General features: G+C 46.3%; 11 protein-coding genes. 2 read left to right on the forward strand and 9 right to left on the reverse strand.

What is annotated here, in order from left to right:
* Nucleotides 1-55 precede the first annotated feature (55 nt).
* Complete coding sequence (locus D7V92_RS02735; protein ID WP_036618427.1) at nucleotides 56-652, reverse strand: HU family DNA-binding protein; 597 nt, start codon at nucleotides 650-652, stop codon at nucleotides 56-58.
* Between the two features lie 314 nt (nucleotides 653-966).
* Between D7V92_RS02735 and D7V92_RS22360 the strand changes: the two genes are divergently transcribed.
* Both D7V92_RS22360 and D7V92_RS22365 read left to right on the forward strand, forming a co-directional pair.
* Nucleotides 967-1,521, forward strand: coding sequence for a hypothetical protein (locus D7V92_RS22360; RefSeq protein ID WP_034532073.1), 555 nt, complete (start codon nucleotides 967-969; stop codon nucleotides 1,519-1,521).
* Entirely contained in the window at nucleotides 1,452-2,069 is a 618-nt protein-coding gene (locus D7V92_RS22365) for a DUF3874 domain-containing protein (protein WP_232285188.1), read from the forward strand. Before D7V92_RS22360 ends, D7V92_RS22365 begins: the two co-directional genes overlap by 70 nt.
* A gap of 51 nt (nucleotides 2,070-2,120) precedes the next feature.
* Here D7V92_RS22365 and mutL read toward each other — a convergent pair whose 3' ends face one another.
* From mutL to recQ, 8 genes are all read right to left on the reverse strand, one after another.
* Entirely contained in the window at nucleotides 2,121-3,968 is a 1,848-nt protein-coding gene (gene mutL, locus D7V92_RS02750) for a DNA mismatch repair endonuclease MutL (RefSeq protein WP_036653375.1), read from the reverse strand.
* Nucleotides 3,968-4,270, reverse strand: coding sequence for a hypothetical protein (locus D7V92_RS02755; protein WP_005853948.1), 303 nt, complete (start codon nucleotides 4,268-4,270; stop codon nucleotides 3,968-3,970). The genes mutL and D7V92_RS02755 overlap by 1 nt, the downstream gene beginning before the upstream one ends.
* 29 nt (nucleotides 4,271-4,299) lie before the next feature.
* Nucleotides 4,300-5,901, reverse strand: a complete 1,602-nt coding sequence (locus D7V92_RS02760; protein WP_005867109.1) for an OstA-like protein — start codon at nucleotides 5,899-5,901, stop codon at nucleotides 4,300-4,302.
* Entirely contained in the window at nucleotides 5,898-7,262 is a 1,365-nt protein-coding gene (locus D7V92_RS02765) for a peptidylprolyl isomerase (protein WP_008773764.1), read from the reverse strand. Before D7V92_RS02765 ends, D7V92_RS02760 begins: the two co-directional genes overlap by 4 nt.
* Nucleotides 7,263-7,287: 25 nt before the next feature.
* Nucleotides 7,288-8,142: a hypothetical protein gene (locus D7V92_RS02770; RefSeq protein ID WP_034532077.1), complete on the reverse strand. Its 855-nt coding sequence runs from the start codon at nucleotides 8,140-8,142 to the stop codon at nucleotides 7,288-7,290.
* 13 nt (nucleotides 8,143-8,155) lie between these two features.
* A complete protein-coding gene (locus D7V92_RS02775; RefSeq protein WP_121772235.1) occupies nucleotides 8,156-9,742 on the reverse strand; it encodes a peptidylprolyl isomerase in 1,587 nt (528 codons plus the stop codon).
* A gap of 108 nt (nucleotides 9,743-9,850) precedes the next feature.
* Entirely contained in the window at nucleotides 9,851-11,326 is a 1,476-nt protein-coding gene (guaB, locus tag D7V92_RS02780; RefSeq protein WP_005853938.1) for an IMP dehydrogenase, read from the reverse strand.
* A gap of 214 nt (nucleotides 11,327-11,540) precedes the next feature.
* Nucleotides 11,541-13,721, reverse strand: a complete 2,181-nt coding sequence (recQ, locus tag D7V92_RS02785) for a DNA helicase RecQ (RefSeq protein WP_005853936.1) — start codon at nucleotides 13,719-13,721, stop codon at nucleotides 11,541-11,543.
* Nucleotides 13,722-13,747: the final 26 nt, after the last annotated feature.

The following is a 13,747-nucleotide window of genomic DNA, read 5'->3' on the forward strand; positions in this document are numbered from 1 at the left end:
TTGGCAAGGTAGGCTCTTGTTGTATTTATTAATATTTAACATTTACTATCTCTATTTACCTCACTGGCACGTAAAGCGACTGGTGGCGGGTGCCGATATCACGCAATTTACCCGCCTCGACGAATTGATGCAGACGGCGGCTGGCCGTACTACTCGTCAGTCCGCAAAGCCGCTGGAAAGCAACACGGGTCATATATTCATGCTCGGCAAAATAGCTTGCGAGCAATTGGTCGATACGATCAGGCTCCAATTGGCGGGAATGGGATTTGTACTTGGCTCGTTCCAGCGTCATCGTCTTCAAGCTATCTTTCAGCTCTACCTCGGGACGGAAAGCCACGGACTTGAAACGGATGGACTCCGCACGTATCTCGTGCGTGGATTGTACGGCAGGGCATTGCAACGTGACTTGCAAATACCCCAACCCATCGATATGTACACGTTTTCCTTCACGCAAATATTCCGCTGTCACCTCGCTTAAAGAGATAAGCACGGCAGCTACGTCTGCCGGCGTGACGGTACATCGACCATGGATACGTTTGGCCAGATCATCCGTATCGATCGTGCCAGATGATACGATACGTGCGTGAAAACGAGGACGCTTCATGCTATCCTTCGATACCGGAGTCTTGTAAAAGTCATATTTTGCTGCCATATATCAAGTATGAGATTAAAAGGTTATTCATAGGAACATCGTATGCTATTAGTCATTTCACAAGGGTGATATGATCTTTTCACCTATGTGAAACGATCGTTTCATGATTGTGATACGTTCTTTTCACATAGGTGAAAAGATTATAGGCACTTAACAAAGGTATTACATTCATACCACCTAAACAAGAGTTCTTCCTAGTATTTTGGACAGATTACTTTTATTTCAAATGATAATATAAATATTTGGAAAACTTCAAGTTAACAACATATATTCGCAGAAGAAAACGGTAAAAATAACCTCTAAAACATAGTATCATGAAAACTGTATTGGATTTTTTAGGCCAGCTATGGCTTCGCTTCTTAAAACCGAACGGGCCAATCACCATACCACACCAAACCGAAGGTAAAGCCAAACGATTTAGCGACAATAACTCAATCCTTCAAAAGAGTCTGGAGACTTTCCTCCAAGAAATCATCGAGTTCCGTTTCAACTTGTTGAGCGAGGAGACTGAATATCGATACAAACGATCAGAAGCGGATCGCTTCTATCCGGTGACGCAACGTGACCTAAATAGCATTTGCATGGAGGCAAGACGGACGGGGATCGATTGCTGGGATCGGGATGTGAATCGTTTCGTATATTCAAAAGAAGTAAAAGAGTATCATCCTTTCCGGCAATATATGGAGCGGTTACCCGAATGGGACGGGAAAGACCGGGTAAGCGATCTGGCACGACGGGTCTCCTCAGAACCGTTATGGGTGGAGGGGTTTCATCGCTGGATGCTCGCCTTGGCCTCGCAATGGATGGGTTCGGACTCATCAACCTCGATGAGTTCGACCGGTTGCCCGACCGTAAAATGGCTTTGCTGAAAAATTGGATGCAGATGGCCGGGATGAACGTACGTAAGGCACACGCCAAGCATTTCCACCCCCTACCCCGCCTAGCCTCATTTATTGGCACTACAAACCAGAAGAACCTATTAAGCGACCCCACGGGAAGCCGCCGTTTCCTATGCGTGGAGGTGCAAAGCAAGATTAATTGCGAAGGTATCGAGCATGATCAAATCTACGCCCAGCTGAAAAACGAGTTACAAAAAGGAGAGCGCCATTGTTTCACCTCCGCAGAGGAGGAGGCGATCATGCGATCGAATGAGGCTTTCTATAAACGTCCGATCGAGGAAGATGTGTTCCACGCCTGCTTCCGGGCCGCATGTCCGGGAGACCTAAATGTACATCCACTATCAGCTGCCTCCATTTTCCAGATATTAAAGGAAAAGAACCCAGCAGCCATGTGCGGTAGCACGGCAAGCAATTTCGGAAAGGTACTGACCGCCCTCCATATAGAGCGTAAACACACCCGCTATGGCAATCTTTATCAAGTAGTGCCGCTCACCCTTCACACGTTTCACAGGATTTAGCTGTAGCACAAGCAAATGCGGCCAATGAAACGTATGTCATCGAAATCATCCCTAGCACTTAAATCTTCTCTCCAGCTCCTCATCTGTCAGCATGGAGATAATCGTCTTTCCATCCGGGGTCAGGTTCGAGTCCGGACAAGAGAATAGGGAGGCGATCAGATGATCCATCTCTTCCGAGGATAAGGATTTGCCGGGACGGATAGCGGCGGCTTTCGCTAAAGACAAGGCGATGGCTTCGCAGATCTTCTCATGCACCTCGCATCCGGTCTCGATCGCCCGGTCCACGATATCCTTTACCAAATTTACCGGATCAAGGTTTTCTATGCCGGCGGGCAAGCCATTGATCGCGTAATTGTCATTTCCCAGATTGCTCAGATCAAAGCCGACGAAGCGCAAATCCTCCAATAAGGAAGGCAGTACAGCCGCCTCGGCAGCGGTAAACTCTACGATCTCCGGGAATAAGACTTGTTGGGATACACCTTGTTGCTGACGGATATTCGACAGGTATTGGTCAAACAAGATACGCACATGCGCACGATGCTGGTCAATAATCGCCAGACCCGATTTCAAGGATGTCACGATATATCGCCCTTTATATTGATAGCAAGGATTGCTTACCTCCGCAAACAGGTTTTCCGGGTTCGAAGCCTCGGCCGGCAATTCCTCTATCGGGGCATCCTCGAAACTCTCGGACTCCAGTTGGGCAGCCACTCGATCGTTCTCAAACCCTTGATATAATTTAGACCAATCGAATTCCGGTTTTTTATAGGAAGTAGTGTCAAACGGATTATAACTGGAATCCACTTGCACTTTCGGGGCCTTATAAGTACTAGGCTCACTTTTCTTGACCGGGTTGTAAACAGGAATATCGATCGCATCCTCCACATCGAAATCAATCGTAGGGATAGCGCTCGATTTAGCCAACGCCTCCCGGGTAGCGGCCATCAAGATCTGCCAGATCGGTTGCTCGTTCTCAAACTTAATCTCCGTCTTTGTCGGATGGATATTGACATCGATCGAGGAGGGATCCAACGTGAAATAAACAAAATAATTCGGCATATCCCCGGCAGGAATCAATTGCTCATAGGCCTGCATGATCGCCTTATGGAAATAAGGATGCTTCATATAACGACCATTCACAAAAAAGAACTGCAATGCCCCTCGCTTCTTCGCCGAGTCCGGACGCCCCACGAAACCGGAAATAGTCACCATGGAACTTTGGGCATCCAGAGAGAGCAACTTCTGGTTTAAACTCTTACCATATATATTAATGATGCGCTGACGTAACCCAGACTCGGGCAGATTGAATATCTCCGCGTCATTATGATAAAGAGACATACCCACCTGCGGATTCACCAAGGCGATTCGCTCGAACTCATTGATGATATTCCGGAATTCCGTCTCATTCGACTTCAAGAATTTCCGGCGGGCGGGAACATTAAAGAAAAGATTCTTTACCGAGAAGATACTTCCCTCGTTACAAGCCTCCGGCTCGATACTCTCCAAATTGGAACCCGCGATGGATAGGCAAGTGCCAAGCTCGGTCCCTCTAGCCCGGGTACGCAACTCTATATGGGCGACAGCGGCGATAGAGGCCAATGCCTCACCTCGGAAACCCATCGTATGCAAAGAGAATAAATCCTCGGCCGTAGAAATCTTAGAAGTAGCGTGCCGCTCAAAAGCCATGCGAGCATCCGTCTCAGACATACCTTTCCCGTCATCGATCACCTGTATCAATGTCTTACCCGCATCCTTAATGTTCACTTGGATATTGGAAGCGCCAGCGTCCACCGCATTCTCGACCAACTCTTTAACGACAGAGGCCGGACGTTGAATCACCTCTCCCGCCGCGATTTGATTGGCGATATGGTCCGGAAGTAAATGAATGATATCGCTCATTACCAGAACAAATACCAAAAGAAAGCAGCCAAGACCGCCAAGGCCACCGCCAGTTTCACATTCTTATACCTACGAGCCCGGGAATCCTCGCCTCGCCCCACGCTTTTCTTCAGATGCGAGGTACCTTCAATGAAAGTTCCCTTGATATGCGGCTTATATTCCTCCAACGGCTCCTCTACACCCATTTCACGTTTGACCTTGCTTATACGTTCCTCCAAGGCTTCCTTATGAGGGTCCCAATAAATAGGCTTATGATCAAATTGACGCGGCTTGCGCATGTTATAAAACGAGAAAAGTGCCATAGCTTTACCTATTAATTATGAATACGACGCTAATGTACGAATTTATTGCTTCTTTTCGGAGCATCTTGAGCTTTTCTTTTCACGACCTGATAAATATCATCCTTATCTTTTGGACGGATATAATCAAACCAATAAAAGTCTTTCAAGTATTTCTGGTCGGGCTTCAAATCAGGAATAGGGGTCATCGTACCTGTTGGAGTCGGCCAGATTTTCAGTTTATCCAACTTATTGTCTTTTAGCCAGATCGTAAGGAAACCGCTCTTGGTCTCGTTCATGCCGACCATCGAGCCGTCCTTCTCCAATGGGAAGAAAATCGATTCGGCGTTGCCCGACACATCGATCTGATTCACGACCTGTCCCTCGAAATAAGCCTTCAAGTCATTTCCCTTTAATTGATTGAACGCGGTAGAATCGATTTGCTGTATCGCGAAAGCGAATTGCTTCACGTGAGCGAAATCGATCGAGCTATCATTCATAAATATCAAGATCGTATCCCCATAGATCTGATACTGTTCATTCCAAACGATAGGGTCCGTATACATATATAATATAGAGTCTCTTGTATTAAACTGCATCGAATCGCAAACACCTTGCATATCCGTCCGATAGAAACGGACGCCATAATAAGCTTTTACTTCCCGGTAAAGGGAGTCCACCGTAGTCATCTTCAAGGTATCACCATGCAGAAACAATGTATCCCCTTGGCTGAATTCCAAGAAACGGGCGCTATCCGTAGCGAAAGCATACTCGGTCTTCTCATTGTAAAAGCCATATTGGCCTTCCAGCATGACATGCTGCGCCGTGTCTTGCAGACTCATATTACCGAACGCTTCCCCAAAACCCAGTTCCCGGTTGTAGGCGATAGAGTCGCCCGTCAAGATACGGTCGCCGGAAACCACCTGAGAACGATCCAATAGCAAAGAGGTATTATTCACGGTATCGTACCAACCTCTGGAAGAATAGATCGTGCCGCTATCCGACACGATAATGGATGGTCCGAGGATCGTGGCGATCTTCGAGTCCGTATTATAATGCAAGGTATCGGAATACAACGTGAATTGCTCATTCTCCAGACGGACGCTATCATTGAAGATAGCCAATTTCGTACTAGGCGAATATTGCCCGTAAAAAGAAGAGAGCTGATTCAAGGAATCGACAATCAGACCTCCGTCGAAATAATATCCGATATCCGGGATTCGCTCATAGTTCAAGCTATCCGTAAACAGGGTAACCTGCCCATTCTCCATGCGGACATTCTCCCGCAAATAAGCGATCTGGGTATTTCCATCGTAAAACAGGTAATTTCCATACACGAACAAGGTATCCCCTTGTTCCATCCGGACATTACTAAACGCTTCCAAGGAATTGGTCTGCTCAAAGAAATATGCGCTATCGCAATACATATACGAACTATCATGGCGAAAACAAACATCACCATTCAGTACTTGAGCCTCGGCGTTCCTCTCCTTATCGAACGAAAGCGTATTCGCATGCTCCAAAAAGACCTTCGTCTTCTTGGGAGCGACACTATCTTTGGCGGCTACCACCGTGCTATCTTGCGTTTGCGCAAATACGCCAACCGATAAAGCACACGATAAGAGCGCTAGAAATAACCTGTTAATTAGTCTCATTCCTTAATCCAACCCGGATATTTGAAATCACAATTCCTCCAACCGTCACTAATACGCACGTAGGTTGATTTTTGTTTCTTCGTGATCCAGTCGTTCAATAATTCCTCACGTTTCTTAGCCTCTACGATCGCTTTCAAAGCTTGGAAGTCATCGGCCAAATTCGCCTTATGTCCTTCCGTCCGAGCTTTCAGCTTAACAATAGCTACTACCTCTTTCTGCTTGTTCGTCAACATGGTAAAAGGCTTGGAGATCTCTCCGACTTTCATGCCATATACCACCTTACCGATTTCCTGCGGAAGTTCTTGCATCTCGAACTTAGGGGTTCCCATATTGCTGCTCTCGTAATCTTGGTTTACCATCAAACCTTTATTATTACGTGTATCCTTGTCGTAAGAGACGAATGTGGCGGCTTCCTCGAACGTAAATTTATTCGCTTGCAAATCATTGTACAATGAATCCAGACGAGTGGTAGCATCCGCCAACTCCTTATCGGAAACCTTCGGTTTCAATAAGATATGGCGGCAGTTGATACGGTCTCCACGCTTCTCGATCAATTGGATGATATGGTAACCATACTCCGTCTGTACGATCTGGGAGACACGTTTCGGGTCTTTCAAGTTGAACGCGACGTTCGCGAACTCCGGCAACAGCTGTGTCTTGCTCATGAAACCCAGCTCACCACCTCGAGACGCCGAACCCGGATCTTCCGAGTACAAACGAGCCAACGTAGAGAATTCCATCTTACCGGAATTGACCTGCTCCGTGAAATCACGTAAGCGGGCCTTGATAGCGTCTGTTTCCTCAAACGGAATCTTCGGTTCCAAGGTAACGATTTGCACCTCCACCGTCGTAGGGATATTCGGCAAGCTATCCTGAGACAACTGGCTGAAATATTTACGCACCTCGGAAGGTGTCAGCTTGATCTCGCCGATCAATTGCTGCTGCATCTGTTGCACGACCTGCTGCTCCCGCATCGCCTCTTTCCGCTCGTCCTTGATCTGGGAAAATTTCTTACCGAAATACTCCTCCAATTTCTCGCGAGACCCGATTTGGTTCACAGCCATGTTCATCCATTGATCCACGCTCTGGATCACTTGGTTCTCGTTCACGGTAATACTATCGATCTTTGCTTGATTCAGATATAGTTTCTGTATCGCCATCTGCTCCGGGATCACGCAATACGGGTCGCCATCCAAACGGACCCCCTCGTTTTGATTATACAAACGCTGCGTCTCAATATCCGAACGTAAAATAGCGTCATCTCCTACCACCCACACAATTTCATCGATCACATTGTCTTGCGCCATTACAATGCAAGAACAACAGGCAAGAAAGAATACACTTAAAATCTTTTTCATCATGTCTACCCATTTATAAAATTAGAGATCACGGCTCGGAATGGAATTCCACGTCACCGCTCCGGATCGCATCGTTATATAACTCGTCTTCAAATTTTTTCAAGAATTCAACTTTTCGTTGGTTGACCAGCATTTCCGTGACGTGCGGACTGGCATAATCATATGGCTCCACACTGCCGGAAGGTAAATATTCCTTGATATTCAACAGATAACAATAACTGCTATCCGCCACCTCAACATACTTATTCGCCTTCAGAAACGCATTCGGATTCGACACATGGATCGGTATATTATCCATTACCTCATCGAAATCAACCCATTTGTCGTAAAAGTACTCATAAATCGTGGCATTTTGCACACTATACTTCTCAATTTTTTCTAAAGAGGCCACATCTGTGGATTTGTACCACTTTTTGACGTCGGTAAGTCCCGGGGCATCAACCGGGATTTTCAAGAATAATCCCTTGATCAAGCCTTTATCCAAGATAAACTTTTTCTGGTTTTCCTCGTAATAGTTTAATTTATCACTTTCCCGGATATCAGTTTTCAGCTTCTCCTCCACCAATCGTTCCTGATAACGGTAACGAACCAAGGAACGCCTGTACTCCTCTACCAATTTATCGACCTCCTCTTTCTCATCCCCCAAGTTACGCAAAGCCACATCGTACACCAATACATCCTTTACCCATTTCTTGGTAAAGCCCTCGGCCAGCAACAGACTATCTGCGGAGGAAATCCCCCGGGGTATTAGCTTATTCACCTCCGAACGATTTAGGGTACGTCCTTTCACGCTAACCAAGACATCCGTAGTATCAACTGGCTGAGAACCTTTACAGGCACCCAACAACACAACGAACGTTAGGAACATGAAGACTATCCTCATATCTATCTTTATTTTATTTCTTTAGTTTCTTCAATAATTTCCAGTTGACAGTCACCGGATATTTTTTATTCAAATCCGCAATCCACTTCGCTTCCAACACCTTCTGCTGGGCGGAGGGTTTGCTCCAGATCTCTCGGTTGCTGACCTCAAACAACAGAATCCCATCCCGGTACTCCTGCATCAAATGAGGGATCTCCGGATGTTTTGTCTCCAGATTCTTACGCTCGGCGGTCGTTACGATATCGCGGATAAACAAATCATAGATCTCTTGCATAAAATCACCCGCATACGTTTTTGTCGAGAACGGACAACGTTGGATATAATAAGCGAACTCCGCTTGCGGGAAATCCTTTCCATCCAATTGCATAAGCGTCTTGTTCATATCCTTCGCTTTCTCATAAAACGCCTCGTCCGTGGGGAAACAATCATTACATAACGCTTGCAGCTCCGCATAGGCTTCCGGATAGAAAACGTATCCGTATTCTTTTTTCATACGATCATCGAAAGCTTTATATAACTCGAAGTTACGTTCACCCTGCCCCATACGTCTCGACAAAGCTTTTTCCTCTTCCTCAAACGAAGGGCGTCCCTTCTTATCGATCAACTTAATGATATGGTAACCAAAACGAGTTTCCACCACCCCGGATAAATCACCCGGCTTGCTCAACGCAAAAGCGGCTTGCTCAAAAGGCTGGACCATCTCGCCTACCCCAAACCAAGGTAATCCCCCCCCCTTCTTAGCGGAAGCCGCATCCCCCGAATACTCTTTCGCCAACTCACCGAAATCCGCACCCTCTTGTACTTGCTTATAGATAGCTTGCGCTTTTGCCAGAAAAGCCGATGAGTCCTGAATAGCGGAATCTTTCGGGAAGGCGATCAAGATATGAGCGACATGTACCCGCCCCGGATTGGGTTTACGACTATGGACTTTTATCAAATGAAATCCTAATTTCGTGCGAACCGGTTCAGACACCACGCCAATCGGCAAGGAATAGGCGGCATCCTCAAACACTTTTAGGGATTGCATCGGGAGCAAGCAACGTACATATTCGCAAGCGACATGCTCCTTATCCTTCTCGGCCAAAGCTTTTCCGACTGTTTCCATATCCTCTCCTTTCTGGAGACGTTCGTATACTCGCATGGCTTCTTGATATACAGCTACCGTATCTTTGGAGACCGTCTTCTCCGGCAAACGGAATAAGATGTGGGTCAACTCTACCGAGTGATCCCCACGGTCATATACCGCACGGGCAGCCGCTTTCTCACCCTCCTTATCCGACATATAGCTATCGATCAACTGAGCCCGGTATCCATCCAGCTCACTTTTGAATGAGGATGTCTGGTCGATCCCTAAAGATTCCGCCTCCGCTACTTTTAGCTTAAAATTTTTAAATAGCTCGACATAGTTTTTGACGGACTTTGTATTCGATAAATCCACCTCTCCATTCTTCTCCGCGATAAAAATAAATTCAGATAAAGGCACTTGTTTTCCAGCGACCGTCATAACGACCGAATCGGATGCGGTTTGAGCGTTAACTGTCACACAAGCGAATACCCCTAATGAAATAAGTAACTTTTTCATCAAAAATTCTTTTACCATAGCACGAATATACATTACAAAAATAACACTAATCTAACGGAGAGCCGACAAGAAAAGTATGCTATCCCATTAAATTAGTGTTTTTTATAAAACGTAAAACTTGTATTACTATTCACCGCGGCTATAATTCGGAGCCTCTTGCGTGATCGCTACGTCATGCGGATGGCTCTCTTGCACACCTGCGTTGGTGATTCGAGTAAAACGAGCTTTATGCAACTCCTCGATATTATGAGCCCCGCAATAACCCATTCCCGCACGTAAACCACCTACCATTTGGTAAATGACCTCATACAAAGAACCCTTAAACGGAACACGGGCAGCGATTCCCTCCGGAACCAGCTTCTTCACGTCGTCCTCCACATCTTGGAAATACCGATCCTTGGACCCCTTTTGCATAGCTTCCAACGACCCCATTCCACGGTAAGACTTAAACTTTCGGCCATTGAAGATAATCGTATCGCCCGGCGACTCCTCTACACCCGCCAACAGAGATCCCATCATCACGGAAGATCCACCAGCGGCGATCGCCTTCACGATATCACCGGAGTAACGCAAGCCACCGTCGGCGATCAAAGGCACACCAGTTCCTTCCAACGCCTTCGCCACATCGTAAATAGCCGACAACTGGGGAACACCCACACCAGCGATCACACGAGTTGTACAAATCGAACCCGGACCGATACCTACCTTCACGGCGTCCGCCCCGGCTTCCACTAAATATTTAGCAGCCTCGCCCGTAGCGATATTACCGACCACACAATCAATATGCGGATATTGCGCCTTAATCTGTTTCAAGACATCCACCACACCTTTTGAGTGACCATGTGCCGTGTCGATCACCAAAGCATCCACCCCGGCATCCACCAAAGCGGCTACACGCTCGAAGGTATTGAACGTAACGCCTACACCGGCAGCTACACGCAAACGACCTTTCGAATCCTTGCAAGCCTTCGGTTTATCTTTCGCTTTCGTTATATCTTTATAGGTAATCAAGCCGATCAACTTATTATGGCTATCGACCACCGGTAACTTCTCGATCTTATGTTCCTGAAGGATCTGAGCGGCGGCCTCCATATCCGTAGATTGTCCGGTTACGACCAAATTCTCTTTCGTCATCACCTCGTCGATAGAACGGTTCATGTCCTTCTCGAAACGCAAGTCACGGTTTGTCACGATACCTACCAAATACCCGCCTTCATCCACCACGGGAATACCGCCAATCTTATATTCAGCCATCATTGCCAAGGCATCCGCCACACGCTTGCCCTTCGTGATAGTCACCGGATCATAGATCATTCCATTCTCCGCACGTTTAACGGTCTGGACCTGCTTTGCCTGCTCGGCGATCGTCATGTTTTTATGAATCACACCAATACCTCCCTCACGGGCGATAGCGATAGCCAACTTGGCCTCGGTAACCGTATCCATAGCGGCCGACACCATCGGTATATTCAATGTGATATTACGTGAAAACTTTGTCGTGAGATCGACATTACGAGGAAGAACTTCCGAATAAGCTGGGATTAACAATACATCGTCAAACGTTAACCCATCCATAACTACCCTGTCTGCAATAAATGACATAGAACTTATGCTTTAAAAATTATTGCGCGCAAATATACGACTTTTCACGCAATAAATCGATACGGGAGAAATTAAAAATTCGATTCGGAAGAAAATAAACTTTCATCCGAACGAAAACAAAATTCCTTCCGAAGGAAAAATAAATCTCTTTCGGAAGGAACAATAAGCTTCTTTATTTGTTTTTTCTTTAGAGTGGAACCGGGCCACCCTCCCATTAGTTTGCCATTTCAGACAAGAACTTGATACGGACCAAGCGAATCTCCTCTTCCGTATAGTCACCGCCTAATTCCTCGATGGCGTCTTCCAGACCGTCGGTCTCCGAATCCTTGAAATACTCGTAAATATCCTCGATATGATCCTCATCCATCACATCATTCAAGAAATAATCGATATTGATACGTGTACCGGAATATACGATCGCCTCGATCTCATCCAAAAGCTCGGTGAACTCAAGTCCGTTAGTCAACGCGATCTCGTCCAGCGCCACCTTACGGTCGATCCGCTGAATGATTGAGACCTTCAACTTGGACTTATTAGCGACCGTACGTACGCGCAAATCCTCCGGACGCTCAATCTCGTTCTCCTCTACATGTTTCTTGATCAACTCAATGAACTCCTTGCCATAACGTTTCGCCTTACCAGCGCCCACTCCCGGGATATTCTGCAACTCGTCCAACGTGATCGGATAAGTAGTAGCCATAGCCTCCAAAGAGGGATCTTGGAAAATCACGAAAGGCGGAACTTCCAACCGCTTGGATAATTTCTTACGCAAATCCTTCATCATGGAATAAAGAACCGGGTCTACCGCACAAGAGGCGCCCCCACGAACCGGAACTTCCTCTTCCTCTTCCTCGAATTCATTGTCCTCGGTAATCTTGAACGATACCGGCTTCTTCATGAACTCCTTACCTTTTTCCGTGATTTTCAGCAAACCATAATTCTCAATATCCTTCGCTAAATAGCCAGCGATTAAAGCCTGACGAATAACGGCGTTCCAAGTTTTATCATCCTCGTCCTGTCCGGAACCGAAGACCTCTAATTCATTGTGCTTGTAATTTTGGATTTCGGAGGTTTCGTTACCTACCAAAATATTTACGATATAATCTGCCTTAAACTTTTCTTTCAACGTACTGATAACCTCCAGTACCGCACTTAACAATTCCTTCGCTTCCACCTGCTTCTTTGGGTTCAAACAATTATCACAATTACCACAATTATCTTCCAGGTATTCCTCACCGAAATAATGCAATAGCACTTTTCTCCGGCAGACGGAAGTCTCGGCATAGGCTGCAGTCTCTAAAAGCAACTGTTTGCCGATTTCCTGTTCGGCCACGGGCTTTCCTTGCATGAATTTCTCCAATTTTTGCAAGTCCTTATAAGCATAGAAAGCGATACATTGGCCTTCTCCGCCATCCCTACCGGCACGACCGGTTTCCTGGTAATAACCTTCTAGGCTCTTCGGGATATCGTAATGAATCACATAACGGACATCCGGCTTGTCGATACCCATACCGAAAGCGATCGTAGCCACGATCACATCCGCCTGTTCCATCAGGAAGGCATCCTGATTGGCGGAACGTACTTGCGAATCCATTCCCGCATGGTAAGGCAACGCCTTTATCCCGTTAGCTTTCAAGATGTCGGCAAATTCCTCCACCTTTTTACGGCTCAAACAATATACGATACCCGATTTACCCTCGTTGGCTTTAATATACTTAATGATCTCGCGGTCTATATTCGTTCCTTTCGGACGAACCTCATAATACAAATTAGAGCGGTTGAAGGATGATTTAAAGACTGTAGCGTCTATCATACCCAGATTCTTCTGGATATCGTGCTGCACCTTAGGTGTAGCGGTAGCGGTCAGAGCGATTAACGGACGTTTACCGATCTCATTGATAATCGGACGGATTCTTCGATATTCCGGACGGAAATCATGTCCCCATTCCGAGATACAATGCGCCTCGTCCACCGCATAGAAAGAGATCTTTACCTGACGCAGAAAATCCACGTTCTCTTCCTTGGTCAAGGACTCCGGTGCTACATACAGCAACTTGGTACGTCCTGATAATATATCCGATTTCACCTGGTCGATAGCCGACTTATTCAAAGAGGAATTGATAAAATGGGCGACCCCATCTTCCTCACTGAAATTCCGCATCGCGTCCACCTGATTCTTCATCAAAGCGATCAACGGAGATATCACGATCGCGGTTCCTTCCATTAGTATGGATGGTAATTGATAACAAAGAGATTTACCTCCCCCCGTCGGCATTAATACAAAAGTATCCTTCCCGGCCAGCACGTTCTCAATAATAGCCTTCTGGTTCCCCTTAAAGGTACCGAAGCCAAAGTGCCGATTTAGCTCTTCTGTTAAATGATCCTTCTTTGCCATACTTCGTATTATTTATAGTAAACCGC

Origin of the sequence: Parabacteroides sp. CH2-D42-20 (assembly GCF_003670185.1) — a bacterium.
GTDB lineage: Bacteria > Bacteroidota > Bacteroidia > Bacteroidales > Tannerellaceae > Parabacteroides > Parabacteroides distasonis.

Bases quoted from the DNA above. Each gene is read 5' to 3' on its own strand.
- mutL (WP_036653375.1), bottom strand. From the start codon at position 3,968: ATGAGCGATATCATTCATTTACTTCCGGACCATATCGCCAATCAAATC.
- D7V92_RS02775 (WP_121772235.1), bottom strand. From the start codon at position 9,742: ATGGTAAAAGAATTTTTGATGAAAAAGTTACTTATTTCATTAGGGGTA.
- D7V92_RS22365 (WP_232285188.1), top strand. From the start codon at position 1,452: ATGGATGGGTTCGGACTCATCAACCTCGATGAGTTCGACCGGTTGCCC.
- recQ (WP_005853936.1), bottom strand. From the start codon at position 13,721: ATGGCAAAGAAGGATCATTTAACAGAAGAGCTAAATCGGCACTTTGGC.
- D7V92_RS02735 (WP_036618427.1), bottom strand. From the start codon at position 652: ATGGCAGCAAAATATGACTTTTACAAGACTCCGGTATCGAAGGATAGC.
- guaB (WP_005853938.1), bottom strand. From the start codon at position 11,326: ATGTCATTTATTGCAGACAGGGTAGTTATGGATGGGTTAACGTTTGAC.
- D7V92_RS22360 (WP_034532073.1), top strand. From the start codon at position 967: ATGAAAACTGTATTGGATTTTTTAGGCCAGCTATGGCTTCGCTTCTTA.
- D7V92_RS02770 (WP_034532077.1), bottom strand. From the start codon at position 8,142: ATGAGGATAGTCTTCATGTTCCTAACGTTCGTTGTGTTGTTGGGTGCC.
- D7V92_RS02755 (WP_005853948.1), bottom strand. From the start codon at position 4,270: ATGGCACTTTTCTCGTTTTATAACATGCGCAAGCCGCGTCAATTTGAT.
- D7V92_RS02765 (WP_008773764.1), bottom strand. From the start codon at position 7,262: ATGATGAAAAAGATTTTAAGTGTATTCTTTCTTGCCTGTTGTTCTTGC.
- D7V92_RS02760 (WP_005867109.1), bottom strand. From the start codon at position 5,901: ATGAGACTAATTAACAGGTTATTTCTAGCGCTCTTATCGTGTGCTTTA.